Annotated in this window: 25 protein-coding genes; 17 read left to right on the top strand and 8 right to left on the bottom strand. The window is 33.9% G+C overall.

All coding sequences use genetic code 11. From position 1 onward, the window contains the following. Positions 1 to 121 precede the first annotated feature (121 nt). Positions 122 to 1,084, bottom strand: coding sequence for a Gfo/Idh/MocA family protein (locus EG348_RS20920; RefSeq protein ID WP_072410904.1), 963 nt, complete (start codon positions 1,082 to 1,084; stop codon positions 122 to 124). A gap of 133 nt (positions 1,085 to 1,217) precedes the next feature. On the opposite strand from EG348_RS20920, the gene EG348_RS20915 reads away from it, so the two are divergent. Next, the gene (locus EG348_RS20915; RefSeq protein WP_123984861.1) at positions 1,218 to 1,871 is read left to right on the top strand and encodes a protein-L-isoaspartate(D-aspartate) O-methyltransferase; all 654 of its coding nucleotides are present in this window, start codon (positions 1,218 to 1,220) and stop codon (positions 1,869 to 1,871) included. Between the two features lie 196 nt (positions 1,872 to 2,067). Here the strand turns inward: EG348_RS20915 and EG348_RS20910 are convergent, their stop codons facing one another. Next, positions 2,068 to 2,892 (bottom strand): SDR family oxidoreductase, encoded by an 825-nt coding sequence (locus tag EG348_RS20910; protein WP_123984860.1) that lies wholly within the window; start codon positions 2,890 to 2,892, stop codon positions 2,068 to 2,070. A gap of 38 nt (positions 2,893 to 2,930) precedes the next feature. Beyond that, entirely contained in the window at positions 2,931 to 3,911 is a 981-nt protein-coding gene (locus EG348_RS20905; protein ID WP_228414808.1) for a 3-oxoacyl-ACP synthase III family protein, read from the bottom strand. Positions 3,912 to 4,326: 415 nt separating this feature from the next. Here EG348_RS20905 and EG348_RS20900 point away from each other — a divergent pair, with 415 nt between their 5' ends. The 7 genes from EG348_RS20900 (at position 4,327) to EG348_RS20870 (ending at position 10,922) form a co-directional block, all read left to right on the top strand. Next, a complete protein-coding gene (locus EG348_RS20900) occupies positions 4,327 to 5,301 on the top strand; it encodes a 2-hydroxyacid dehydrogenase (RefSeq protein WP_123984859.1) in 975 nt (324 codons plus the stop codon). A gap of 92 nt (positions 5,302 to 5,393) precedes the next feature. Then, a complete protein-coding gene (locus EG348_RS20895; RefSeq protein WP_123984858.1) occupies positions 5,394 to 5,687 on the top strand; it encodes a hypothetical protein in 294 nt (97 codons plus the stop codon). A 208-nt stretch (positions 5,688 to 5,895) separates the two neighbouring features. After that, the gene (locus tag EG348_RS20890; RefSeq protein ID WP_123984857.1) at positions 5,896 to 6,366 is read left to right on the top strand and encodes a hypothetical protein; all 471 of its coding nucleotides are present in this window, start codon (positions 5,896 to 5,898) and stop codon (positions 6,364 to 6,366) included. Between the two features lie 124 nt (positions 6,367 to 6,490). Beyond that, a complete protein-coding gene (locus EG348_RS20885) occupies positions 6,491 to 8,476 on the top strand; it encodes a urocanate hydratase (protein ID WP_123984856.1) in 1,986 nt (661 codons plus the stop codon). A gap of 17 nt (positions 8,477 to 8,493) precedes the next feature. Beyond that, on the top strand, positions 8,494 to 8,949 hold the full coding sequence (locus EG348_RS20880) for a hypothetical protein (RefSeq protein ID WP_123984855.1): 456 nt from the start codon (positions 8,494 to 8,496) through the stop codon (positions 8,947 to 8,949). 41 nt (positions 8,950 to 8,990) lie between these two features. Continuing rightward, complete coding sequence (locus EG348_RS20875) at positions 8,991 to 10,004, top strand: cytochrome-c peroxidase (protein WP_228414807.1); 1,014 nt, start codon at positions 8,991 to 8,993, stop codon at positions 10,002 to 10,004. Between the two features lie 159 nt (positions 10,005 to 10,163). Beyond that, entirely contained in the window at positions 10,164 to 10,922 is a 759-nt protein-coding gene (locus EG348_RS20870) for an NAD(P)-binding domain-containing protein (protein WP_123984854.1), read from the top strand. An 80-nt stretch (positions 10,923 to 11,002) separates the two neighbouring features. On the opposite strand, the gene EG348_RS20865 is transcribed toward EG348_RS20870, so the two are convergent. Then, on the bottom strand, positions 11,003 to 12,379 hold the full coding sequence (locus tag EG348_RS20865; RefSeq protein ID WP_123984853.1) for a hypothetical protein: 1,377 nt from the start codon (positions 12,377 to 12,379) through the stop codon (positions 11,003 to 11,005). A gap of 386 nt (positions 12,380 to 12,765) precedes the next feature. On the opposite strand from EG348_RS20865, the gene EG348_RS20860 reads away from it, so the two are divergent. After that, positions 12,766 to 13,479: a DUF6261 family protein gene (locus EG348_RS20860; RefSeq protein WP_123984852.1), complete on the top strand. Its 714-nt coding sequence runs from the start codon at positions 12,766 to 12,768 to the stop codon at positions 13,477 to 13,479. A gap of 79 nt (positions 13,480 to 13,558) precedes the next feature. On the opposite strand, the gene EG348_RS21785 is transcribed toward EG348_RS20860, so the two are convergent. Both EG348_RS21785 and tpx read right to left on the bottom strand, forming a co-directional pair. Next, the gene (locus tag EG348_RS21785) at positions 13,559 to 13,732 is read right to left on the bottom strand and encodes a bacteriocin-like protein (RefSeq protein WP_164463330.1); all 174 of its coding nucleotides are present in this window, start codon (positions 13,730 to 13,732) and stop codon (positions 13,559 to 13,561) included. An 82-nt stretch (positions 13,733 to 13,814) separates the two neighbouring features. Continuing rightward, positions 13,815 to 14,387: a thiol peroxidase gene (gene tpx / locus EG348_RS20855; RefSeq protein WP_185145489.1), complete on the bottom strand. Its 573-nt coding sequence runs from the start codon at positions 14,385 to 14,387 to the stop codon at positions 13,815 to 13,817. 373 nt (positions 14,388 to 14,760) lie between these two features. Here tpx and EG348_RS20850 point away from each other — a divergent pair, with 373 nt between their 5' ends. The 3 genes from EG348_RS20850 to EG348_RS20840 all read left to right on the top strand — a co-directional run bounded on the left by EG348_RS20850 (position 14,761) and on the right by EG348_RS20840 (position 17,813). Further along, positions 14,761 to 16,389 carry an NADP-dependent glyceraldehyde-3-phosphate dehydrogenase gene (locus EG348_RS20850; protein WP_123984851.1) on the top strand — a complete coding sequence of 543 codons (1,629 nt, stop codon included), beginning with the start codon at positions 14,761 to 14,763 and terminating at the stop codon, positions 16,387 to 16,389. Positions 16,390 to 16,638: 249 nt separating this feature from the next. After that, complete coding sequence (locus tag EG348_RS20845; protein WP_123984850.1) at positions 16,639 to 17,133, top strand: RNA polymerase sigma factor; 495 nt, start codon at positions 16,639 to 16,641, stop codon at positions 17,131 to 17,133. A 77-nt stretch (positions 17,134 to 17,210) separates the two neighbouring features. Further along, positions 17,211 to 17,813 carry a hypothetical protein gene (locus tag EG348_RS20840; protein WP_123984849.1) on the top strand — a complete coding sequence of 201 codons (603 nt, stop codon included), beginning with the start codon at positions 17,211 to 17,213 and terminating at the stop codon, positions 17,811 to 17,813. Positions 17,814 to 17,858: 45 nt separating this feature from the next. On the opposite strand, the gene EG348_RS20835 is transcribed toward EG348_RS20840, so the two are convergent. Further along, complete coding sequence (locus EG348_RS20835; RefSeq protein WP_123984848.1) at positions 17,859 to 19,355, bottom strand: S41 family peptidase; 1,497 nt, start codon at positions 19,353 to 19,355, stop codon at positions 17,859 to 17,861. 174 nt (positions 19,356 to 19,529) lie between these two features. Here EG348_RS20835 and EG348_RS20830 point away from each other — a divergent pair, with 174 nt between their 5' ends. Next, a complete protein-coding gene (locus tag EG348_RS20830) occupies positions 19,530 to 20,627 on the top strand; it encodes an MBL fold metallo-hydrolase (RefSeq protein ID WP_123984847.1) in 1,098 nt (365 codons plus the stop codon). 2 nt (positions 20,628 to 20,629) lie between these two features. Here EG348_RS20830 and EG348_RS20825 read toward each other — a convergent pair whose 3' ends face one another. Further along, positions 20,630 to 20,917 (bottom strand): GNAT family N-acetyltransferase, encoded by a 288-nt coding sequence (locus EG348_RS20825; protein ID WP_123984846.1) that lies wholly within the window; start codon positions 20,915 to 20,917, stop codon positions 20,630 to 20,632. A gap of 306 nt (positions 20,918 to 21,223) precedes the next feature. Between EG348_RS20825 and EG348_RS20820 the strand changes: the two genes are divergently transcribed. The 4 genes from EG348_RS20820 (at position 21,224) to EG348_RS20805 (ending at position 24,848) form a co-directional block, all read left to right on the top strand. After that, entirely contained in the window at positions 21,224 to 21,649 is a 426-nt protein-coding gene (locus EG348_RS20820; RefSeq protein WP_123984845.1) for a hypothetical protein, read from the top strand. Positions 21,650 to 21,760: 111 nt separating this feature from the next. Continuing rightward, positions 21,761 to 22,666, top strand: a complete 906-nt coding sequence (locus tag EG348_RS20815; RefSeq protein WP_123984844.1) for a helix-turn-helix domain-containing protein — start codon at positions 21,761 to 21,763, stop codon at positions 22,664 to 22,666. Positions 22,667 to 22,754: 88 nt separating this feature from the next. Next, entirely contained in the window at positions 22,755 to 23,756 is a 1,002-nt protein-coding gene (locus tag EG348_RS20810; RefSeq protein WP_123984843.1) for an aldo/keto reductase, read from the top strand. Between the two features lie 99 nt (positions 23,757 to 23,855). Then, positions 23,856 to 24,848, top strand: coding sequence for an MBL fold metallo-hydrolase (locus EG348_RS20805; RefSeq protein ID WP_123984842.1), 993 nt, complete (start codon positions 23,856 to 23,858; stop codon positions 24,846 to 24,848). The last annotated feature ends 227 nt before the right edge of the window (positions 24,849 to 25,075 follow it).

Genomic DNA, 25,075 nt, shown 5'->3' with positions numbered 1-25,075 from the left:
TTTGGCTAAAGCCAATTGTTTTTATTAATAAGAAAAAACGGGCTAAAGCCCGTTTCTATTGATGTTTAAAGTTGTGTAATTTGTGAAAATTATTTGTGTGCTTTGTGTTTAAATTTAAAAATTAAGAAATCAATTTCATAATCTCCAAAGCCACTTTTAAAGCTTCGGTTCCGTCTTCCAAAGAAACTTCTACATTTTTATCTTCAATAATTGCATCTGCGAAAGAATTCAATTCATCCAAAATCGCATTATTAGGCTGGATATTTGGATATTCAAATAAGATCTGATTCTTTTCCCCATCAGCATTTTCAATAATCATATCAAATGGAGTAGGGTTTTCAGGAGCATCTTTCATACGGATAACTTCTGCCTTTTTTTCTAAGAAATCAACGGAAATATAAGCGTCTTTCTGGAAGAAACGGCTTTTTCTCATCGCTTTCATAGAAATTCTTGAAGTCGTAAGGTTGGCAACGCATCCGTTTTCAAACTCAATTCTTGCGTTAGAAATATCTGGAGTTTTGCTTACTACACAAACACCGCTTGCGTGAATATTTTTAACTTTAGATTTTACAACACTTAATAAAATATCAAGATCATGAATCATTAAGTCTAAGACCACAGAAACATCCGTTCCACGAGGATTGAATTCCGCTAATCTATGAATCTCGATGAACATTGGATTTTGGATGTAATCTTTTGCTCCGATAAAAGCAGGATTGTATCTTTCAACATGACCAACCTGAGCTTTTATGCCATTTTCACGACACTTTTGAAGGATTTCTTCTGCCTGTTCAAGCGTGTGAGTGACAGGTTTTTCGATGAAAAAATGAAGTCCTTTATCAATTGCTTTTAAAGCATAGTCGTAATGATAAATTGTTGGTGTTACAATATCCAGCATTTCGATCTGATCCAAAAGATCATCAAAATTTTCAAAATATTTATAACCTAATTCGGCTTCTAATTTTTTTCCGTTTTCTACATCTTTATCATGGAAACCTACAAATTCATACTTATCTGATTGATTAAGAAGTCTTAAATGTATCTTTCCTAAATGTCCGGCACCTACCAAACCTGCTTTTAACATAGTTGTATTAAATTTCTGTAAATATAATGATTTTAGGTATTCGGAAATAGATGATAGGTTTTAGGTTGATAAATAGTATTTGTTTTATTATTTTTGTGCAAACTACCACCAGAACCCCAATAACTACCATCTAATGACGCAAGATTCGTTTGTACATAAAGGAAAAAGAAAGATTTTGGTTGAATATCTTCGACATAAGATCGGAATTTCGGATGAAAATGTACTTTCGGCCATGAATGATGTTCCGAGACACCTTTTTATTGAAAGTATTTTTGAAGATTTCGCTTATGAAGATCGTGCTTTTCCTATTTTGGCGCATCAAACGATTTCTCATCCGTCAACCGTTGCAGAACAGTCTGAATTATTACAATTAAAAGCGGGTGAAAAAGTTTTGGAGATCGGGACAGGATGTGGTTATCAGACCGCTGTACTTATAGCCATGAAAGGTTTGGTATATACTGTTGAAAGACAAAAAGATCTGTTTGATTTTTCTAAGAAAAAGTTGCGAGAAATGCATTTATATCCCAAGTTTCAAAGTTTTGGTGATGGTTTTGCCGGACTTCCGACTTTTGCGCCTTTCGATAAAATTATCGTGACTTGTGGAGCCTCAGTTTTACCAACGGAACTTTTAAAACAGTTAAAAGTTGGCGGAAAAATGGTTATTCCATTAGGTCCTACTGATGAGCAGGTTTTATATAGATTTACAAAAATTTCTCCTACTGAGATTGAAAAAGAAGAATTTGGAGCTTACAAATTTGTTCCGATGTTAGGCAAAACCAATCAATAATAACTGTAAATTGTTGGGAAAACGCTAAGACGCAAAGATTAATAAAAAATACTTTTTTAAGGCGCTAGAAAATCAAAGATTTTCAATAATATTAAAGTCTTCAATTTTATCGAAGATAAAATCCTTGCGCCTTATTATATGTAATTAAATTGAAAAATAGCGTCTTTGCGATAACCAACATTAATAACCTAAAAAATTATCCCATAATATGGAAACCTCCATCAACATGGCGGATTTCTCCTGTAATTCTTGTTTCTTTTCTGAAAAGATGCACAATTTCGTGCGCCAGATCTTCAGGTAAAGCATTTCCTAACGGACTTTTTTGATTTGCTTTTTCAACATCCTCAGGATTTAAAGTTGCATTTCCTGCCTTGCTTCCCATGTAGGGTGAAAAACGGATTGCATTGGCACGGATACCGTATTTTCTGCCTAATTCATGGGCGATTTCCATGGTTAATCGTTCAAGCGCAGCTTTAGCAATACTGATATTAATGTACGGAAAAGATGAAACTTTTTCTGCTGCAATATAGCTAAGTGAAACAATAGAAGCCCCATTTTGAAGGACATTGTTCGAAAGTAAAGCCTGAGATAAGGAGATTAAAGAAAACGCTGAAACATTCATCGTTTCATTAAATTCTTCTACAGTAACCTCCAGCATTGGCTTTACAGATTTTTGTCTAATCGTTTTATCCATTGCAATGGCGTGAAGAAAACCGTTAAGTTTAATATCTTTTTGATAAAGATCTTTTGCAAGAAAATCCAGACTTTCCGGTAATGTAACATCTAAAGGAGCGGTGTAAACCTGATCTCCTAGAACTTTATGACATGCTGTTTGAAAATCATTATAGTTTTTGTTAAGAAATTCCTGAGCTTTTTCAGAGAGGTTTTTGTGAAAAGGAGTGACGCCCAATCCGGCGCAAACAACTTTTCCGTTATTTTCAAGGATTTTTTCGGCGGTTTTCATGGCAAGGGAATTTTCATCCGCAATGCCTGTTATAAGAAAGGTCTGATCGTTCAGCATAATTTTTTTCTGTATTATTTTAAAATAAAATATTGATTTTAGGCTTTATAAAGAGCCGTTCCCCAAGTCCATCCAGAGCCTACGGCAGCAAATAAAAGAATGTTTCCGGGTTGTATTTTTCCGCTTTTATAGGTTTCATCAAGGACGATAGGAATTGTTCCGCCGGAAGTGTTGGCGTATTTATCCATATTGGTCATTACTTTTTCAAAAGGAATATTCACTTTTCTGGCAGTTTCCTGAAGAATTCTGATGCTCGGCTGGTGTGGAATTACCCAATCTACATCATCCGCAGAAAGTTTATTAGCTTCAAGAATCTCAGTAATGGTTTCGGGTAAAACTTTGGTTGCTGTATTAAAAACTTCCTTTCCATTCATTTGAAAATAATGAAGTTTCTGCTTTAAAGTTTCTTCTGATGCAGGCATTTCCGAACCTCCGGCCGGAATGTTGAAGTGATATTTTCCGCGACCGTCTGCATGAAGTTTAAAATCAAAGAAACCTTTATCTTCGGTCGTTCCTGAAAGTAAAATTGCTCCCGCACCGTCTCCGAAAAAGACAGAATCTTTTCGCTCCCAATCGGTAATGGTAGAAAAAGTATCCGCACCAATAATTAAAACATTTTGGTACATTCCTGTTTCTATGAACTGGCAACCGATTGCAATACCATATAAACCTCCTGAACAAACTGCCGAAATATCAAATGCTACCGCTTGATAAGCACCCATTTTTTCCTGAACAAAACATGCTGTAGAAGGTGCCTGTCTGTCAGGAGTTGAAGTTGCTACAATAATTAAATCGATATCTTCCGGTGTTAGATCAGCTTCCTTTAATGCTTCCAAACCTGCTTTATAAGCCAAATCGCTCGTTACTTCACCCTCTGCAATTCTACGTTCTTTGATTCCAAGATTTTTGTAGATCCATTCATCAGAAGAACCGATAGCTTCGAAAAAGTCATTTTTTAATATTTTTGGAGGTACATAAGAACCTGTGCCTTTTATATAGGCATTTTTTTTAATCATCATATTTTGCGTTATGTTTATGAATTTTGGTTAATTTTTGATTTTATTGCAAATGCAGAGTAAATCTAGTGATAATTATATTAAATTAAAGTTTTGCCATTATATTTTTTTGATTTATTTTATGGGTGAATTTTTACAATTTATGGTGAATTTTATTAATGACATTTATAATATTGAAGGGGGTTTCGGAATGAAAATTGTATCATTTTTATTACCAAATCATTTAAATAATCACTCGATTTTAATACTATTCAAAAGAATACAAAATAATTCAGATTGCTGATGGAAATTTATTCTTAACAAATCGAGACCGATATATGAAAAAATAATTTTAAATAGTAAAGTTAAAAGCCTCATTTTTAGTAGTAGTGAGGTTTTTTATTTTAAAAGTTTTAACTCATAAATTACAAAATAAACAATGAAAGTATTCATCAATAAAAGAATTCCGGAAATAGGCATTAAAATGCTGGAAGACGCAGGATTGGAGGTTACACTACTAACCCATAATAATTTATCTCCTGAAGAATGGTTGAAATATTGCCAGGATGCCGATGCAATTTTAAATGTTGGACACAATAAATTTGACAGAGATTTTTTCGAACAATGCCCAAATGTAAAGGCAATCGCTTTATATTCCGTTGGTTTTGATCATGTAGATATCAAAGAAGCCAACTTAAAAAACATCCCCATCGGAAATACTCCTGATGTTTTAAGCAGAGCGACTTCTGACGTTGCATTTTTATTAATGCAATCGGTTGCAAGAAGAGCAAGTTTTAATTTTCAGAAAATTAAAGAGGGAAATTGGGGCGATTTTGATCCTTTGCATGCTTTAGGACAGGAATTATACGGAAAAACTTTAGGCGTTTTCGGATTGGGAAGAATAGGTTTCGAGATGGCCGAAAAATGTAAAAAAGCCTTTGATATGAAGATTATTTATCATAATCGCCATCATAATGATGAAGCAGAAAAAGAGCTAAATGCAACCTATGTTTCTTTTGATGAATTGATTGCTCAGGCTGATGTATTGAGTATCCATGCTAATTTTGTTCCTGATCAGAAAGACCTTTTTAATGCTTCGGTTTTTGAAAAAATGAAGCCTGATTCTATTTTTATTAATACAGCGAGAGGTGGTTTTCATAATCAAAAAGACTTGTATGAAGCATTGGTTTCAAAACATATTTGGGGAGCCGGTTTAGATGTCACCAATCCTGAGCCTATTTTTAAGGATGATCCTATTTTAGAGCTTTCAAGTGTTTGTGTATTGCCGCATATTGGCTCAGCAACGATTGAAGCGAGAAACGGGATGGCAAAAGTTGCCGCAGAAAATATCATTGCTTTTTCTAAAGGTGAGAAAATGCCAAACTGTGCCAATCCTGAAGTTTATAAAATTTAATAAAAATTAAATTTTGATTTAAAATATTTTTTTTCAAAACAGAACTTGGAACCATTTTTGTCTTTTATTAAATCAACACTAAATATAACATTATGATACCTGAAGATAATACCAACGAACAAAACAGAAAGCTCGAACAAATGGATTATAGTCCAATTGAAGATATTTTTAACAGAGAACAGCATATCCCTTTGGATGGAGATGGAAATCCTATTTTCAATGAAGATCTGGACGATGACAAAATCGATAAAGGATTGGATATTCCAGGAGTTGAAGATGACGATGAAATGGAGAAAATAGGTTCCGAAGATGAAGAAAATAATTATTGGAGCACCAGCGATAATGATGATGATCACGAGGAAACGAACGATGATGTGCTTACCTAAAACAATAGACCTTACTAATTTCAGTAAGGTTTTTTGTTTTTTTAAGTAAAAAACATATAGTTTATTTTAAGGAGAATTCCCCTTCCTCTGGACGGTTGGAATTTGATCAAAGAGAGATGATGGGGGAGAATAAGATAAAGAACAACAAAAAATCAGGATCTTTCAAAAGAAAATACTAAATATTCCGTTTAATTCTTAAATTTGGCTGATGCAAAAGAATCTTTATCTCATCATTATATCATTTGCTCTTGTCAGTTGCTATACTTATCAGGCTAAAAAACAAGTGGATACAGCGACCGACAATAAGCAGGAATCTAAAAAGAATGCAACTTCTGTTAATAATACTTCTGTGCAAATGACAGGTACGGCAGCTGGATCTCAAAACCCGAACCCGCAACAAACGCCTATCCCGATCAATATTCAGGAGAAGCTTACACCTAAGAAAAATGTTAAAATTGACGTTGATGGCAAGACTTATAAAGTAATAGTTGACAAGTGGGAAAGCGATAGTCTGGTTGCACACCCGGTTCATAATCCTAAAAAAATTCTGAAATTCCATAAGAACCAGATCAACGGCGAGAAAATCAAGGAAAAACGCTTTTCACAACCCATAGCTGATATTATTACTGTTGTTGCTTATGCAGGAATTGGTGTTTTAATCTATTCTCTTATCCGCTAATTTTTCAAAACTTTTTTTCTTTGAATTTTTGCTATTCGGAATTTTTACCGTTTAGTTGCATTGTATTTTCTAATTTGAATATCTTTAAGACTTTCAAACTAAACTCAGAACTTTATATAACAATATGACTTTCCAAGAACAAATACAGCAGGGGATTCCAAACCAATTACCTCAACCAAAACCATACGAAACCAATATAAACCACGCACCAAAACGTAAAGAAATTTTAGGTGAAGAAGAGAAAAAGCTAGCCTTAAAAAATGCTTTGCGTTATTTCGAACCTCAGTTTCATGCGGAATTACTGCCTGAATTTAAAGAAGAACTTGAAAAATACGGTAGAATTTACATGTACCGTTTCCGTCCGGATTATGAAATGAAGGCAAGACCAATTTCAGAATATCCCGGAAAATCCGAGCAGGCAAAATCGATCATGCTGATGATTCAGAATAATCTTGATTACGCGGTGGCTCAACATCCTCACGAACTCATCACATACGGTGGAAATGGTGCTGTCTTCTCAAACTGGGCTCAATATCTGTTGACAATGAAATACTTGTCTGAAATGACGGACGAACAAACGTTGACCATGTATTCAGGACATCCGATGGGATTATTTCCTTCACATAAAGATGCGCCGAGAGTGGTTGTGACAAACGGAATGGTGATTCCAAATTATTCTAAGCCAGATGATTGGGAAAAATTCAATGCGCTGGGTGTTTCTCAGTACGGACAAATGACTGCGGGAAGTTATATGTACATTGGTCCACAGGGAATTGTTCACGGAACGACGATTACGGTTTTAAACGCTTTCAGAAAAATCAATAAAGAACCAAAAGGCGGACTTTTCGTTACCTCTGGTTTAGGCGGAATGAGTGGAGCTCAGCCAAAAGCAGGAAATATTGCAGGCTGCGTTACCGTTTGTGCGGAAGTAAATCCAAAGATCACAAAAATCCGTCACGAACAGAAATGGGTGAATGAAATTCACGAAAATCTGGATGAATTAGTTGAAAGAGTGAAAAAAGCTCAGGAAAACAAAGAAACTGTTTCTCTGGCTTATCTTGGAAATATCGTTGAGGTTTGGGAAAAATTTGATCAGGAAAATTTAAGAATTGATATTGGTTCAGACCAGACTTCACTTCATAATCCTTGGGCTGGAGGGTATTATCCTGCGGGACAAAGCTTTGAAGAATCAAACAAAATGATGGCGGAAGATCCTGAATTATTCAAAAACAAAGTTCAGGAAACTTTAAGAAGACACGCTGCAGCAATCAATAAACATACAGAAAAAGGAACCTATTTCTTCGATTACGGAAATGCCTTTTTATTGGAAGCATCAAGAGCCGGAGCAGATGTAATGTCTGACAATCCGACGATTGGTAAGGAGTTTAAATATCCAAGTTATGTTCAGGATATTATGGGACCGATGTGTTTCGATTATGGTTTCGGGCCGTTCCGTTGGGTTTGTACGAGCGGAAATCCGGAAGATTTACAGAAAACAGATGAAATTGCCTGTCAGGTTTTAGAGGAAATGATTAAAACATCTCCTGAAGAAATTCAGCAGCAGATGAAGGATAATATTCAGTGGATCAAAGGAGCGCAGGAAAATAAATTGGTGGTTGGTTCACAAGCAAGAATTTTATACGCTGATGCAGAAGGAAGAATGAAAATCGCTGAAGCTTTCAACAAAGCCATCAAAAATGGAGAAATTGGAGCGGTCGTTTTAGGAAGAGATCATCATGATGTTTCGGGGACAGATTCGCCTTACAGAGAGACTTCAAATATATATGACGGTTCAAGATTTACGGCAGATATGGCGATTCAAAATGTAATTGGTGACAGTTTCCGTGGGGCAACTTGGGTTTCTATTCACAATGGAGGCGGAGTTGGCTGGGGAGAAGTAATCAACGGCGGTTTCGGAATGTTGCTTGATGGAAGTGACGATGCCGACAGACGATTAAAATCAATGCTTTTCTGGGACGTTAACAACGGAATTTCAAGAAGAAGTTGGGCTAGAAATGAAGGTGCTGTTTTCGCGATCAAAAGAGCGATGGAAATGGAACCGAATTTGAAAGTGACGTTGCCGAATTTTGTGGATGAGAATTTACTGTAGTTTTTCATTTATCAAGTATGAGGATTTATACAATAAAAGAAGGTAGAGGTTTTTTGAAGTTGTTTAATGAAGAGAATCAACATGTTGGGGGGATTTTGTATGAATTTGTTACAGGTATTAATCGAAGAATAAAAATAGATAATGAAATTTATAAAATAAAAAATACCGGTTTTTTGTGGTATGATACTAATGTTTTCGATAAAAAAGGAAGATTGGTTTTAAAAAATGATTATACAAAAAACCGGATATTTTATTACGATCAGGACACTAAATTTTTTACATATAAATTCAAAGGTTGGTTTAATAAAAAGTTGAGTTTATATAACAATGATGATCAATTAGTTTTGATGATAGGTTATAAACAAAAGATTTTTAAGAATCAATATGCAATAGAAATTGAAAAAGGCTTTACGAATTATATAGTCATCTTAAGTTTATTAAATTTCTATATAAGTGAATTATCAAGTGCATAATTTAAAAAGCCAAAATTTCCAAAATAGGAATTAAAGATAACGTGTATTCAAAACTCAAACCTCTCGGAATCCTTTCACTATTAGTATTGATGGCATTTTACAGCCTTCAGGAAATTCCGTTGGTGTATCCTTCCTATTTTCCGAAGCCGGTGTATGATTTTAAGACAAATCCGTTGAAACGGGCTAAAGTAGAATTGGGCAGGAAACTGTTTTATGACCCAATTTTATCGAGAAATAATATGGTTTCATGTTCTTCCTGTCATAATTCAAATCAAGCGTTTTCCCATGCAGGAAATGGTTTAAGCAAAGGAATTGAGGATGGAATAGGAGACCGAAATTCACCCGCGATATTCAATCTGGCGTGGCAGAAGAAATTTATGTGGGATGGTTCGGTTGTGAATATTGATGTTCAGGCTTTGGCGCCAATCAATCATCCTAAAGAAATGGGGGAGGACATTAATGCTGTTGTCCGAAAACTCAATAAATCAAAAGAATACAAAACGCTTTTCTACAGAAGTTTTGGTGACAGTTTAGCAACTACGGAACGAATTATGAAATCACTTTCGCAGTTTCAACTGACGATTGTTTCCGCTAATTCTAAATATGATGAAGTAAAACAGGGAAAAGCAAAATTCACCGAAGCGGAGGCGAACGGATATCAATTATTCAAAAATAATTGTATTTCATGTCATACCGAACCTTTGTTTTCCACTTATGGTTTTGCAAATAACGGAATGCCCATCAATCCAGATCTTAAAGATTACGGAAAATGGAATAAAACAATGGAGCCTGAAGATAAGCTCATGTTTAAAATTCCAAGTCTCAGAAACCTTTCTTACACCTATCCTTATATGCATGATGGCAGATTTCAAACGCTAAATGAAGTGTTGGAACATTATGAAAAAGGCATAGAAAAAAGTCCGACATTGGCGAAAGAACTTCAGAAACCGATTGTTTTTACTCTAAAAGAGAAAGAAGAGTTATTATCTTTTTTGATGACACTTAACGATTCTGTCATAGTTTCAAATCAGGAATATCAGAAAATGAAAAATTAAAATAATTATCCGAAATCTGATTATAATTGAAAATCTTCGTGAGCTTTGCTGAGTGAAACGCCCTTGCGAACTTAAAAACAGCTAGTAGTCAAAAAAACTTTGCGAACTTTGCGAAAAAAAAAATAGGATAAAAGTCTATTTAAATAAAAAAAATAATCAATGAAAAAAATAGGAATTATAGGTTGTGGCTGGCTGGGCGGTCATATTGCGGAGAGATTATCCGGTCAGTACGAAATTTTCGCAACCACCACATCCGAATCTAAAATACAAGATTTTACTTCCAAAGGATATCACACGACACTGGTCGACTTTCCCGATCATATATCGGAAACCATGACGGAATGGGAAGTTGCACCACAGTTGGATGCTGTGATTATTACGGTTCCGTTTTCAGGGGTGAGAGGGGCGCAGATTTCAATGAAAGAGAGACAGGATAATTTGTTGACCTTTCTTGGAGATTACAAAGGTCAGCTCTATTTGATGAGTTCTACCGGAGTTTATCCTGAAACCGAAAAAGATTTTAAAGAGGACGACCGATCTGCGGATGAGGTTCCGAGTGAAGGCTTTTTAAAAGAAAAATTTCCTCAGGTCAATATTTTGAGATTGGCGGGATTAATGGGAGATCAGCGATTGTTGAAGAATTATAATATTTCCAATTTGGATCTGTTGGTCAACCATATTCATTACGCTGATATTTGTTCGGTTGTTGAAAAAATGTTGTACAGACAATCTCAATCCAAAGTATATAATGTGGTGGCGCCTGTTCATCCTAATAAAGAAGAGATTATCAATGCTCAGAAAGGTCTGCCGTATTCGGGGGAACGAACTACAAAAGGCAGAACGATATCACCTTCAAAATTAATTGCAGAATTGGATTTTGAATTTGAATATCCAGATCCGAGGTATTTTCATTTGTAAATAATAAAACCTGCTGTGAGGCAGGTTTTGTTAATATAGATCTATATTTGGGTATTTATAAAATTAGAAATTTTAAAACTTTAATCTTTCTTTTTTAAAATTTCTGTTGCCTTATCAACGACTTCGTTTAGTAAATCTGTAATATTACTTATATCTTTTTTGCCTCCTTTTATATATTGTTGTACAGGACTTTTGTATACATTATATACAGCTTTTAGAATTAATTGGTCTTTGTTTTCCTCATTCAATAAAATATCAGAGTAAGCTTTAATTGTTAATGCAGAGGCAGATTTGAAAGCATATTCTTCTTGGAAGTTTCGTTCTTTATTATATTGAGATATTGTATAATAAAGTAGAAAAAAGAATGGGATAGATTTTAATGAGTTTACAGCAATGATTTCCCAAGTAAATTTAGTAGGTATATCACCGAACCAACCAAAAAAATTTGTAAAAATTGCGAACACAACCATAAATGTTAAACCTCCTAATATTAATACTGCCCATCTCCAAAAATTAAGTGATGGATTTAGCTCAATTTTACGTTGTTTAAAAGTTTCAAAGAGTGAAGCTCCTACTTCTCTTCCAATTAATTCATCTAAATAATTATTTCTTTCCTCAAAATAATCCGTTTTATTTTCTACAAATTTAAGCTTCGTATCAAATGTTTCATTTAACGCTTTAGCCTTATCTTTTGTTTTTTTTAACTCGTCAAAATTTATGGTATACCCAGTAATTAAATCATTAAATTTTTTTGCAGTTTCTGAATTTAAGGATTCTGTGTTTGCTTTTTCTTTTTCTATTTGTTCAACAAGAGAATTAATTATAGCTTTAGATTCTGTAGAAGTATTTAATAGAGTTTGGATTTGATTATTATTACTATTACTTGTAGTAAGGTTATTGCTAATTTGTTGTAATTCGGATTGCTTTGTGTTATAGAAATCATCTAATTCTTGTTTTGAATCTTCGATAGTTTTTAATAATGTTTTGTATTTATCTTCTAATTGTATATAATTTTCCGTAATGACATTTAGATTGCTTTTTTGCTTTTCAATTTTTAAAATATCTATAGAATGGGTTTTATATTTAGATCTATCGTAAAATCCATTTTGTAAACAATAGTGAGCTAACCAAATCAATGAGTTCTCAGCATTTGTTATTTGATTATTTGAAATTTGAGATTGTAAATTAATTAAATTGGCTTCTAAGTTATTTTGTCCGTATTCAGCACTTTGATATACGAATGGCAAAATTATGCGATTCTCGCTAGAAATTTCTTTGAGTAATTGATTTAGGAGCTTCTTTAATAATGATATAAAATCAAAAATAGTCATTTGATTGATTGTTATATTTCCGATATCAGATTGATCAGGATAAATTTCAGTAATTTTTTTTTCAATATTTAATTTAAGTAAGTTTTCAATTTGAGTTAAAGTTCTTTTTTGTTGATCGATAGTCATTAGTTGATTAGTTTTTGTGTATTTATTATCAAATGTACAAATATTTGATTTTAAATTTAATAGTTAAGTATTTCAAATATAGGTAACGTTAATTATTTACAAATACGTGTTACCATAATCCTAAAATTTACATATCCTATTTCCAACCTAAATACTTTTTACAAAGCTTTAAAACAACCCTATTTGTAACCAAACACAAATTACATTAGAGCCAAACAATAGTGTTTGTAATCAAATACAAATTACATTTAGGAAAAACAATGGTGTTTGCGACCAAATACAAATTGTTTTTGTTTCCAACAATATTGTTTGTGATTAAATACTAAATTTTTATATTTGAATCGTGAAAATTGTTCCATAATTAATAATAAAAACACAATCTACGTATGAAAATTACATTAGCAAAGCTAAGTACTAAAGATCTTGCGACTTTAGCTCAAAGAATTATTTCAAATTCTCAATCAGGAAAATATCCTGTGATCACCAATCATCCTTTACTTTCGGTTTTACAGACTTCATACACGGAGTATGACAGTGTCTATACCAAACAAGTCTACAGCGGAAAAGGAAAAGATGTCGCTACACTGGATCATGAAAGAGATGTCGCTTACAGCAATATGAAGGCATTCTTGAACGGTTACCAAAAACTTCCTTCAATGGCTAATTATCAGTTGGCGGAAGATCTATATGGAGTATTCAAAACCTTCGGGTTGGATCTTGACCGTTTAAGTTATTCCTCCCAAACTGCTCAGATGAAAAAGCTGATTGAAACCTTAGAACGCCCTGAAAACATGGAGAAAATAGCCAATCTCTCCCTGAATACCGCATACGATGACATGAAGTCTAAGCATGAAGCTTTTGAAATTCTTTTTGCAGAACAGGCAGAAGCCAACGGTGAACTCCGCCAGATGAAAAGTGCTTCAGCCGTCCGCAAGGATCTCGAAAAAATACTAAAATCTTATATCAATCTCGTGACCGTGATGAAAGATGTTCCGGGTTGGGAGGTTTTCTATGCCGATACCAACGAGCTTGTGAAGGCAGCGAAAAATTCTTCTATAGCTAAAACTAAAGACGAAAATTCATCAGATAAAAAAATGTAAATGATTAGGCTCAGCGTAATGCTGAGTTTGATTGTAATAAAAAACCCTCTAAAAAGAGGGTTTAAATTATAGTAAGGTTTTATTTTACTCTTGGCACGCATCCACATAGACAGTCATCTTGACCGGTTGTTTCATCACATACACCTACTGCTTCGCATTTGTATATGTAACCATATGGGCATTGTGGAAATGGAGTTACTCCTCCTTGTACTTCTTTTAATTGCTCTCTTGAAATTTTTTTCAAATTTTTCATAGTAATTATTTAATTTGTTTGAATTCCAAATATAACAATATTCCCTAAATGAAGAATTATATTTTAATTTTTTAAGAAAATTTTAATTTTTCACCGCCTTAATCGCCGCTTCATAATTCGGTTCATGCGAAATATCATCTACCTGCTCTTCATAAACGATCTTTCCTGAAGGATCGATCACGACAACAGCTCTGCTTAAAAGACCTTTCATCACAGAATCCGTAAGCTCAACACCGTACGTTTTCCCGAAATCCGAACGGAAATCAGAAAGCATCACCACATTTTTGATTCCTTCTGCACCACAAAATCTCTTTTGAGCGAATGGCAAATCTTTAGAAATACAAAGAACAACCGTATTCGGAATATTCGCTGCATCTTCATTAAAATGACGCACAGAAGCCGAACAAACTCCCGTATCTACACTCGGGAAAATATTTAGGATCAGGTATTTTCCTTTGTAAGAATCAAGAGTTTGGTCTTTCATCGTAACATCGGTAAGCGTGAACTTTGGAGCTGGTTTATTTACTGACGGTAATTTAGCATACGTGTGTACAGGTCTTCCTCCCATTAGAACGGTATTGGCTGTTTTAGCTTTTTGAGCAAAACTCAACACCGAGAAAAATAATACGGTGCTGAAAATTAATTTTGAAAACATAATTTTATTTTTAGCAAAATTATTCTTTTTTCCAGTATCTAAGATTAATTTTTACGATGATTGATGAATTAAATTTAATTGAAAAATCTTAGTGAACTTTGCTGAGTGGAACGCCTTTATCTCAATTAATTGATTGATTTTAAAGGAATCGATGAATCTTTGATTTGCGAACCTTAAAAGCAGTTAGTAGTCAAAAAATCTTTGTGTTCTTTGCGTTAAAAATAAAATTATCAAAAACAGATGTTAATTTTAATTCAAATACCCATTAAATAGAGCAAATCTATTAATCTCCTCTTTTTAAAATCAATTTTTACGTCTACCTTTATTCTATTCAAATTTTTACACTCAAATTATTAAACAAATAAAAAGATTTATGGATTCAGTAGATAACGCATCATTTCACGAAATTTTTAAAAACGAAAATGAAATTCCCGAAGAATATAAAGTTCCCGAAATTCATCAACGTACTTATCTTCTCAATGGCGAACTGGTAGAATGGAGCGGAGAAGTCACCAATATTTATTCACCCATCTGCATTCCCACAGAAAACGGCTTGGAAAGAAAGCTTTTAGGAAGTATTCCGAATATCGGCCCGAAAGAAGCAATGGAAGTTCTGGAAGCTTCTGTAAAAGCCTATGATAACGGCCTTGGCGAATGGCCGACAATGTCGGTAGAAGGTCGTATCAAATGTATGCAGAAGTTTGTATACCTAATGATCGAACAGCGAGATCTGATCATTAAATTATTAATGTGGGAGATCGGAAAAACGCTGCCGGATTCTACCAAAGAATTCGACAGAACCGTAGATTATATCAATCAAACCATTGATGCTTTAAAAGATTTAGACAGAGAATCTTCCCGTTTTCAGCAGGCGGAAGGAACAATTGCTCAAATTCGTCGTGCTCCACTTGGAGTTGTGTTGAGCATGGGGCCATTTAATTATCCTTTAAATGAAATTTTTACAACATTGATTCCTGCGTTGATCATGGGAAATACAATCTTGTTTAAACTTCCTAAACATGGTGTGTTGGCGCATTATCCATTATTAAATGCTTTCAAAGAAGCTTTCCCGAAAGGAACGGTGAATACTTTATACGGAAAAGGTTCCGAAATCATCACCCCAATTATGGAAAGCGGAAAAATTAATGTTTTAGCTTTCATCGGTTCAAGTAAAGTGGCCAACGGACTGAAAAAACTGCATCCAAAGGTGAATCGTTTAAGGGCGATTTTAAGTTTAGATGCAAAAAATGCTGCTATCGTTACTAAAAATGCCAACCTTGATGTTGCGGTGAGCGAATGTATTTTAGGAGCGCTTTCATTCAATGGTCAACGATGTACGGCGCTTAAATTGATATTCGTACAAAAAGATGTTGCCGAAGAATTTACTCAAAAATTAACTGCCGCAGTTTCGGCTTTAAAACTAGGGCTTCCGTGGGAAAAAGATGTGAAAATTACACCACTTCCGGAAGTAAATAAACCACCTTATCTTAAAGAATGTATTGATGATGCTTTGGCGAAAGGAGCAAAAGTTTTAAATGATAACGGAGGTTATAACGAAGCTTCATTTGTATTTCCAGCGGTTGTTTATCCCGTAAACAGTGATATGAAACTGTATCATGAAGAACAATTTGGTCCGGTAATTCCTGTCGTTCCTTTTGAAGATATTGATGAGCCGATCGACTATCAGGTAAATGCCGATCATGGAATGCAGGTGAGTATTTTCAGTGAAGATCCGTTGGAAGTTTCAAAATTAATTGATTCTTTTGTGAATTTGGTAAGTCGTGTCAATATCAATTGTCAGGCTCAGCGTGGCCCTGATGTTTTCCCTTTTACAGGAAGAAAAGACAGCGCAGAAGGTACGCTTTCGGTTTTTGACGCGCTTCGTTCGTTTTCGATCCGATCTTTGGTAGCTGCAAAAATAACGGATTCCAATAAAAAATTACTGAATACGATTGTAAGAGAACATGATTCTAATTTTTTAAGTACTGATTATATTTTTTAAAATAATGTTGTCTAATATGTTCAATGTTTTGAAGAATACGACATCGTCTTTGTCATTCCGGAGGAATCTCAATTATGATGTTTAAAAGCTAAGTTTAGATTCCTACGGAATGACAAACTAGGTAGATGATCCTTTTGTATAATAAATAAAAGTCCGATAGAATGCTTTCTGTCGGGCTTTTTTTATTAATTTTCAAAAAAACTGTAACATTATTTTCAAAACTGAACTAACTCTATAGAGTAAAAAACCATGACCTCATTAGAACAGGAATTTTTAGATAGAATCGAAAAACATAAGGGAATCATCTTTAAGATTTCTAAAATGTATATGGATGAAAAAGACGACCGTGACGATCTTTTTCAGGAGATCACCTATCAGGTCTGGAAGGCTTATTCAAACTTCAGAGGCGAGAGTGAGTTTTCAACATGGTTGTACAGAATTGCCCTTAACACCGCAATTGTTTTCTTAAAATCAGAGAAAAAGAGAAGTTTTATTGCTAATGAAGATTTTTCTAATTACAAGATTATTCAGGATGAATATGATAGTGAAAAGGAAGAAAAGCTGTCTGAAATGTACAAAGCGATCAATCAATTAAATCCAATCGATAAAGCATTTATTTTCTATTATCTGGAAGATTTTTCAGGTAAGGAAATTGCCGAACAAATGGGTATTTCTGAAGGAAATGTAAGAGTGAAAATGAATCGCGCCAAAAATAAACTGAAAGATATCTTAAACTCAAAATAGTAGAGTTATGAGTATAGCGCTTAGATCTCACAACTCATATCTAGCAACAAATTAACCAAAATTTTAAATCAATTATCATGAATATAGATGACCTGAAAAATACATGGAACGAAGATGATTCTTTTGAAGAAACGCCCGACATTGCTACCGAGCAGAAAGGTAAGATTAACCTTCCGCTAGAAAAAATGCGCAAAAATATGAGGATGGAATTTTGGTCTACGCTCGGAATATTTATCTTCGGATTTATTCTTGTCTGGGTTCCTGTTCCTGAAGCTCCTTTTAAGTTTAAATTTTATATCACTATTTTATTGGCTTCGATGGCTTTGGTGACATTTTTTTTCTTTAGTAAATTTTTCAGATTATATAAAGAAATGGGAAGTCCAATGCTGAAAACCTATGATTCTTTGAAGGATCTTCTCCATCAGTTAAATTTAAATAAACAATATTATGTTTCGTTTTATCTGAGTTTTGTTCCATTTTTGGTGTGCGAGATGATTATCGTGATAGAATGTCTTCCTCATCGAAAGCCTTTATCGGATTTACAGATTGCGACAACGCTTATCGGCTCTGTTTCAATTGGATTATTTATGTTATACCTCGTAGGAAATTGGTGGTTCAAATATTTTTACGGTAAGCATATCAGCAAAATTGAGAACCTTTTGAAAGAATTGAAGCAGTAAATATAGTTTCGGCGGGCTGAAAGCCCGCCGAAACATTTCAAATTATCACTTTACACTCTCTTTTTCTTTTACGATCTCATTCTTTATCCAATCCAGTTGTGGATCTTTTTTCTCAATAATATCCTGCAAAGTCTGCGGAATGATAACATTAGGAATAACTCCTTTTTGGGTATTTGAAAGTATAATATTCGGATTCACAAGAAGCAAGCCTATTGGTAATGTCAGCCTTGAATTGGGAAGGACCTGATAAGAGTAAAATCCGGCCACGCTTCCGTCATTGGCGCCGCCTGTTTCTTCTCCTACCAAAGTGGCGCGTCTGTCATATTTTAATTTAGAACTGAAAATGGATGATGAAGAAAAACTTCCACCATTCACCAAAATAAAAATTTTTCCCTGAAAAGCATTTTTATCGGGCTGTGTTACATGATCAGCTTTTATTTTATAGTAAGATTTTCCGTCTTTTCCTTTGTAGGTGTTGAGAGCTTTAAGAAAAACATACGTAGGATACGTTACCCCTTTTACAGCATATTCTAAAGCGGTACTTTTCTTGAAATAATTGGTTTGTAGCGGAGTAAGGCTAGAATTAAGCTGTGAAGGCTTTATCAACACGAAAGGCTTGGTTGCAAGATAAGAATATAGCTCATTGATCTCTTCAAGGGAGCCTCCGTAATTATCGCGGATATCGATGATGAGGTAAGAGGTTTTAGCCTCTTTTATTTCAGCGAAAGTACTTTTATAAAATTTATCAGAAGCTGAATGTGAGAATTTTTTGATCTTTAAATACGCAACAGAATTATCTTCATCTAAAAATTTAAAGCTCCTATTGTAAAAATTATTGTTTGTAGAATTGGTAATTTCTTTCTTTTTATCACACAAAACAGGCTCTTTTTCTCGATGGAGAACAAAGGTTTGTTTTTGATCATTATACGAAGTTTCAATTTTTGCACTGTCCAGAATTCCATTTTCCAAAGTATAAAAATGGAAGAACATATCTTTAAGATAATAAGGCTGAAACGTAGTGTTGAAACCATCACTACTTATTAATTTCTTATATTTTTCGAGATAAAGAGAGACAGGAATATTATTAATGCTAATAAGTTCTGTTCCGGGTTTAATGTTATATAATGAATCCCGATTCTCTACAATATATAAATTATTATCCTGAATACGGTATCTGAAACGCGTAAATAAACGTTTTTTTATCCTTAAAAAATCATCCTTAGAAAGCTCATTGGGAGCTTGGAGAGAAAGATGTCCCTGTCTGATACTTGTAACAATAGGCTGTAACCTGAAATAAAATTGCGTTGGCGTAAGAGGTTTATCAAGAGTTTGTTTTAAACTGTCGATTTTAAAATCCAGATCTTTTTTTGAAATATACTGATAAAGCTGAGGATGCATCTGCTTGAGTTTATAATAAGCAAAATCTACATCTTCTTTAAGCTTTTCGGGTGGAATATAATTAGTCGTTTGCTTCTGATTTTTTCTTAAAGAAGAACAGGAAGCCAAAACGATGATACATAATATGACCGAATAATTTTTCAACGTGTTTGAGTTTTTTCAGTTGGCTAAATTAAAAGGTTTATAATTACCATTTCAATAAATGAGTAATAAATTATTCAAAATAGATTATAATTTAAGTTAAAAATAAAGGTTTATTGCTTTAGAATCGTCATGTGATATTAAAGTCATACATTTGAAACCTATTTTTTTAAGAAAATGATCTATATAATTATCGCCATAGCAGTTTTAATAATTTTATTGTACTTCATTATTACCGGTCAGGAAGTTTTCGGGGCAGAGGCTAAAGGAAAAAGGCTGGAAAGGATGCAAAAATCCCAATATTATAAAAATAAGCAGTTTCAGAATATCAGTTACACGCCATCTATTGCAGAAGGCTACGGAATGACAACTGTTCTTTATGATTTCTTTTTTGCTAAAAAAGATCCTTTATTAAAGCCGTTAAAGCCTGTTCCGTCTGTTCATACAGATCTTAAAAGTATTCCAAAAAATGAAGATGTTTACATTTGGTTGGGGCATTCATCGTATTATATTCAGACAGATGGCGTTTCTTTTTTGATTGATCCTGTTTTGAGTTTATATGGTTCACCTTTTAAATTCTTCAATAAAGCTTTTGAAGGATCAGATATTTTTAAACCTGAAGATATTCCGAATATCGATTATCTGGTGATTACGCATGACCATTTTGATCATCTGGATTATCCAACGGTAAAATCTATAAAAGATAGAGTAGGAAAGGTGATCGTACCATTAGGAGTAGGCGCACACCTTGAAAGATGGGGATATAAAGAAAGCCAGATCATTGAAGACGAATGGGGAGCTTCTTTCGATCTAAAGAATGATTTGGAGATAACTTTTACGCCTGCAAGACATTTTTCAGGACGAAAAGTGAAAAGAAATGTAACGCTTTGGACTTCCTATGTTCTTGAAACTCCAACTAAGAAAATCTTTTTAGGCGGCGACAGCGGTTACGACACGCACTTTAAAATGATCGGAGAAAAATACGGGCCATTTGATTACATCATTATCGAAAACGGACAATACAACGAAGCTTGGAAATACATTCACGGACTTCCGGAAGACGTGATACAGGCTTGTTTAGACTTAAAAGCTAAAAATATTATTCCTGTTCACTCTTCAAAATTTGCCTTAGCTCTGCATGCTTGGAATGAACCGTTACAAAAGATTACAAGTCTCGGAAAAGACAAGAATTTACATATTCTTACACCAATGATTGGTGAAACTGTTGACTTGAATAAAGCCGACAATCAATTTAAAGTATGGTGGGAAGATTAATTTTACGCATGCCAAATGTCTTTATATCTGGCCGGATGATTTTCAAACTGCTGTCTCACAAAATCGCATTCTGGATCTACCAATAGATCCTTTTCTTCGGCATAACGTACCAATTCATCCAAAAGTAATTTGGCAAATCCGTGACCTTCATGCTCTTCATTAAGTTTAGTATAATAAACAATTAGAAGCCTTCCGTCGATCTTTATAGACATGTAGCCTGCCTTTTCTCCATCAATTAATATCTGCAATTCATCTTGATATGGAGATATTTCGAATTTTATATTTCCCATAATTAGTAAGATTTGGTTGAATAAATAGTGAATTCGAAGATTATTTTCAAACTTCTTTCGTTTAAAATTACAAATTTAAAATGAAACTTAAATAAAAAAAGATACAAACATTAATGCAATTTCTTAATATTCATTAGTGATTAGTATTTAATTTAAAAGCAATTCTCCAAACACTAAAAACCAAACACCAACACCAAATACTAAAAACCTATTCAGCTATTTATAAATGTTTAACAAAGATTGTGATGCTGTTGTATTGATTTGGCATTTTAATTGAGAATACTATTGTATTAAAATTAAAACAAAATGAAAAAGATATTATTAACAGCATTCTTTATCGGGACATTTAGTCTAAGCTATGCTCAGTCAGATTATTATAATGATTACAGAAGAAGTGTTACAGAGGTCAACTGGCAATCAGTCGCTGTAGATCTTTTATTGTCAAAAACACAGACCAATGAACTTAATTCACTTAACGACAGATACCACGATTACAATTCCTGGAACAGAGTTTATGTGAATAATCCCGACAGATGGCGAGAGGACCGATATTCTGAAATTGAAAGAATTTTAGGAAGAGAGAAATATGCAAAGTTTAAAAATAAATACTATAAAGGTCAAAACCCTGTTGCGGTCTATAACAGAAATAAAAATAATGACAAAAGATATAAGCACATGACCAAAAAATCCCAAAATCATAAAAAGGATAACGGAAAAGGTCATAAACATTAACCTATTATCAACTATATATTCAATTTTTTAACTTGGCTGGTCGAAAGATCGGTCATTTTTTTTTGATATTAATTGTAATTATATTTTGTTTGAATTTTATAACTTTGAATCATGGAAACACGTGAAACAATAAGTGAATTTTATGAGCGTAATGTAGACAATATCACTTTCAAAGGTATTACAGCGCCGGGAATTGGGCATTTTAATGTCTTTAGTCGCGATGATTGTTCATTAATTACCCCTTACAGCAGGAGAGATTATTATAAAATTTCACTGATCATCGGGAAAGGAAAACTCCATTATGCGGATAAGTGGATTCATGTTGACAGGCCTGCGTTATTGTTTTCAAATCCCATGGTACCATACTCTTGGGAAGCTGATGACGACGATCAGACAGGTTGGTTTTGCCTTTTTTCAGACCAGTTTTTACAAAATGGAAACCGTTTGGGAAACCTGCAGGATTCACAGCTTTTCAAAATAGGTGGGACGCCGATTTTCTTTGTTGATGCAGAACAACAGAAGTCAGTTTCTGATATTTTCCAAAAAATGATGGTCGAAATAAAGTCCGATTACATTCATAAATATGACATGCTTCGCACTTATCTTCATCTTTTGATTCATGAAACGATGAAAATAAATCCTGCCGAAAATTTTGAACATTACCAGAACGCTTCACACAGAGTAGCTTCTTTATTTATGGAATTGCTTGAAAGACAGTTTCCTATTGACAGTCCGGAGGCTTATCTTAAACTGAAAACGCCAACGGATTATGCAGAAAATCTTTCCATTCATGTTAATTCTTTAAATCGTTCTGTAAAGGAGATCACAGGTAAAACGACTAGCCAGCAGATCACTTCCAGGATCATTCAGGAAGCCAATGCATTATTACAGCACACAGATTGGAATATTTCTGAGATCGCCTATGGACTGGGTTTTGAAGAACCTGCCTATTTCACCAACTATTTTAAAAAACAAACAGGAGTCACGCCAAATTCACTGAGAAATAGTCTTGTTTGAATTTTATAATTCTTAGTTTGAATTCTATATAAAAGATTAAAAGTTCTTGTTCTAATTTTGTTCTTATAATTTAAAATCACAATCAATTATGAAATTCAGAAAATTAGGAAACACAGGAGAGCAGTTATCTGCCATTGGTTTAGGATGTATGGGAATGAGCTTTGCGTATGGTCCTGCAGACGAGCAGGAAAGCATCAACACTTTACATAAGGCTTTAGATCTTGGAGTCAATTTTTGGGATACTGCTGACATGTATGCGAACGGAGAAAATGAAAAACTGATCTCTAAAGTATTGGTTCCGAATCGTGATAAAATTTTTATTGCTACAAAATTCGGATTTAGGTTTAAAGACGGAAAAGCAAGTCACAGTGGAGCTCCCGGAACATATTTCGATGGTTCCCCGGAATGGATCAAAAAGGCTGTAGATTTAAGTCTTCAGAGATTAAAAATTGATGAAATAGATCTTTATTATGCCCACAGAGTCGACCCAAATATTCCAGTTGAAGAAACTGTGGGAGCAATGGCTGATTTGGTGAAAGCAGGTAAAGTAAAATATCTAGGTCTATCTGAAGCTTCTCCTGAATCGATCAGAAAAGCGAATAAAATTCATCCGATTACAGCTTTACAGTCGGAATATTCTATTCTTACAAGAGATGTGGAGAAAGAAATTTTAACCACTATCAGAGAGCTTGGAATTACTCTGGTACCTTATTCGCCTTTGGCAAGAGGTCTTTTTGCTAATATCAATGAAGCTCAGAATTTTGGCGATGATGATTTCAGAAAATCTCTTCCCCGTTATCAAAATGAAAGTTTGGAAAATAATAAAAATTTAGCCAAAGAATTCAATGATTTAGCTGAATCCAAAGGAATAAAAGGAACTCAATTAGCTTTGGCTTGGGTGCTTAATCAAGGCGAGGACATTATTCCGATTCCAGGAACAAAACGTATCAAATATTTAGAAGAAAATATTGCAGCTACGAATATCGAGCTTTCTCAATCTGATCTTGAAACGATTAATGCTATCTTGAAAAAATATCCTAATATTGGAGAAAGATACAGCGAAGGTTCTATGAAATTAGTGAATAACTAAAAGCCAAGCAGAAATTTGGATTTCTGAAAAAATAAAATCAGGAATCTGAATTTTTATGAAAATTTTAATTCAATAACTAAAAAAGCAACCATTTAAACCATGAACAGAAGAGAACTTTTAAAAACAGGATTGTTGGCGGGAACATTGAGTGTTATTCCTTTTTCCAATACTTTTGCGGCTACAAAAGAAGCTTCATTACATCTGGAAGATGATCTTTCTGGGTTTAAAAGAATAAAATTAGGTGAGTTAGATTTATTTATTCTGACAGACGGTTTTATTCATGAGAAAAACCTTGAATCTTTTTCTCCGAGAGGAAATATCTCTGAATTAAAAGCTATTCTTAAAGATAATTTCCGTTCAGAAGAGTATATAGATATGGCAATGAATGTTTTGCTTGTAAAAACAAAAAACAGATTGATTTTATTTGATGCAGGAATGGGAATTTTCGCCGATGAAAGAACAGGATTTTTATTAAAAAGTCTTCAAAAAGCAGGATTTTCGCCAAAAGATATTACAGATGTTTTCCTTTCTCACGCTCATCCAGACCATATCGGTGGAGTGGTGGATAAACAAAATAAACTAGTCTTTCCGAATGCCAATATTTTCATTTCAAAAGAGGAGTATGATTTTTGGATGCAGGCTACCATTAAAGATTTCAATAACAGTATATTAAAAACGATACCTGAAGTTCTTAATCAAATTATTCCGGGTATTCAGAATGTATTGAAAGCCATTAAGCCAAAGTTAAAATTTTACGACTTAAATAATTCTTTATATGATAATTTTAATTTTCAATTGGCTCCCGGACATACGCCAGGTTTAATAGTCATGACGATTTTTTCGGGTAATGAAAAACTAATCTATATCGCGGATCTTATTCACTCTGATATCGTCCTTTTCCCGCATCCGGATTGGGGGTATTTTGGAGATACAGATCTTGATATCGCAATAGCATCACGTAAAAAACTGCTTCAGCAATTGGCAGAATCCAAAACGAGAGCTTTTGCCTATCATTTGCCTTGGCCGGGATTAGGTTTTACAAAGAAAAATGGTAATGCTTTTGAATGGTTTCCTGAGGCATTTATGAATTAAGTTTCATTTAAAATTTAAATTTTCTACGACATAATTAAGCAATAAATCCTCTCATTTCTGGGAGGATTTATTTTAGTATATGAAAAGTTGATATTGTTACATATCATTGTGTATGAAGACAGATGGATGAAAGATTCCCCCTACTAACCTAAACACTCCAATCATGTAAATAAATGCTATGGGGTAGAGAACTAGAAAAGTAATAGAATAGATTTTAAAAAAAACCT

Source organism: Chryseobacterium sp. G0201, assembly GCF_003815655.1.
In the GTDB taxonomy this organism is placed as follows: domain Bacteria; phylum Bacteroidota; class Bacteroidia; order Flavobacteriales; family Weeksellaceae; genus Chryseobacterium.
This window is presented reverse-complemented; position numbering and strand designations above follow the sequence as displayed.

Bases quoted from the DNA above. Each gene is read 5' to 3' on its own strand.
- EG348_RS20895 (WP_123984858.1), top strand. From the start codon at position 5,394: ATGATACCTGAAGATAATACCAACGAACAAAACAGAAAGCTCGAACAA.
- EG348_RS20820 (WP_123984845.1), top strand. From the start codon at position 21,224: ATGAAAAAGATATTATTAACAGCATTCTTTATCGGGACATTTAGTCTA.
- EG348_RS20815 (WP_123984844.1), top strand. From the start codon at position 21,761: ATGGAAACACGTGAAACAATAAGTGAATTTTATGAGCGTAATGTAGAC.
- EG348_RS20900 (WP_123984859.1), top strand. From the start codon at position 4,327: ATGAAAGTATTCATCAATAAAAGAATTCCGGAAATAGGCATTAAAATG.
- EG348_RS20825 (WP_123984846.1), bottom strand. From the start codon at position 20,917: ATGGGAAATATAAAATTCGAAATATCTCCATATCAAGATGAATTGCAG.
- EG348_RS20905 (WP_228414808.1), bottom strand. From the start codon at position 3,911: ATGATGATTAAAAAAAATGCCTATATAAAAGGCACAGGTTCTTATGTA.
- EG348_RS20880 (WP_123984855.1), top strand. From the start codon at position 8,494: ATGAGGATTTATACAATAAAAGAAGGTAGAGGTTTTTTGAAGTTGTTT.
- EG348_RS20870 (WP_123984854.1), top strand. From the start codon at position 10,164: ATGAAAAAAATAGGAATTATAGGTTGTGGCTGGCTGGGCGGTCATATT.
- EG348_RS20920 (WP_072410904.1), bottom strand. From the start codon at position 1,084: ATGTTAAAAGCAGGTTTGGTAGGTGCCGGACATTTAGGAAAGATACAT.
- EG348_RS20810 (WP_123984843.1), top strand. From the start codon at position 22,755: ATGAAATTCAGAAAATTAGGAAACACAGGAGAGCAGTTATCTGCCATT.
- EG348_RS20865 (WP_123984853.1), bottom strand. From the start codon at position 12,379: ATGACTATCGATCAACAAAAAAGAACTTTAACTCAAATTGAAAACTTA.
- EG348_RS20830 (WP_123984847.1), top strand. From the start codon at position 19,530: ATGATCTATATAATTATCGCCATAGCAGTTTTAATAATTTTATTGTAC.
- EG348_RS20860 (WP_123984852.1), top strand. From the start codon at position 12,766: ATGAAAATTACATTAGCAAAGCTAAGTACTAAAGATCTTGCGACTTTA.
- EG348_RS20890 (WP_123984857.1), top strand. From the start codon at position 5,896: ATGCAAAAGAATCTTTATCTCATCATTATATCATTTGCTCTTGTCAGT.
- EG348_RS21785 (WP_164463330.1), bottom strand. From the start codon at position 13,732: ATGAAAAATTTGAAAAAAATTTCAAGAGAGCAATTAAAAGAAGTACAA.
- EG348_RS20885 (WP_123984856.1), top strand. From the start codon at position 6,491: ATGACTTTCCAAGAACAAATACAGCAGGGGATTCCAAACCAATTACCT.
- EG348_RS20915 (WP_123984861.1), top strand. From the start codon at position 1,218: ATGACGCAAGATTCGTTTGTACATAAAGGAAAAAGAAAGATTTTGGTT.
- EG348_RS20805 (WP_123984842.1), top strand. From the start codon at position 23,856: ATGAACAGAAGAGAACTTTTAAAAACAGGATTGTTGGCGGGAACATTG.
- EG348_RS20845 (WP_123984850.1), top strand. From the start codon at position 16,639: ATGACCTCATTAGAACAGGAATTTTTAGATAGAATCGAAAAACATAAG.
- EG348_RS20910 (WP_123984860.1), bottom strand. From the start codon at position 2,892: ATGCTGAACGATCAGACCTTTCTTATAACAGGCATTGCGGATGAAAAT.
- EG348_RS20840 (WP_123984849.1), top strand. From the start codon at position 17,211: ATGAATATAGATGACCTGAAAAATACATGGAACGAAGATGATTCTTTT.
- tpx (WP_185145489.1), bottom strand. From the start codon at position 14,387: ATGTTTTCAAAATTAATTTTCAGCACCGTATTATTTTTCTCGGTGTTG.
- EG348_RS20850 (WP_123984851.1), top strand. From the start codon at position 14,761: ATGGATTCAGTAGATAACGCATCATTTCACGAAATTTTTAAAAACGAA.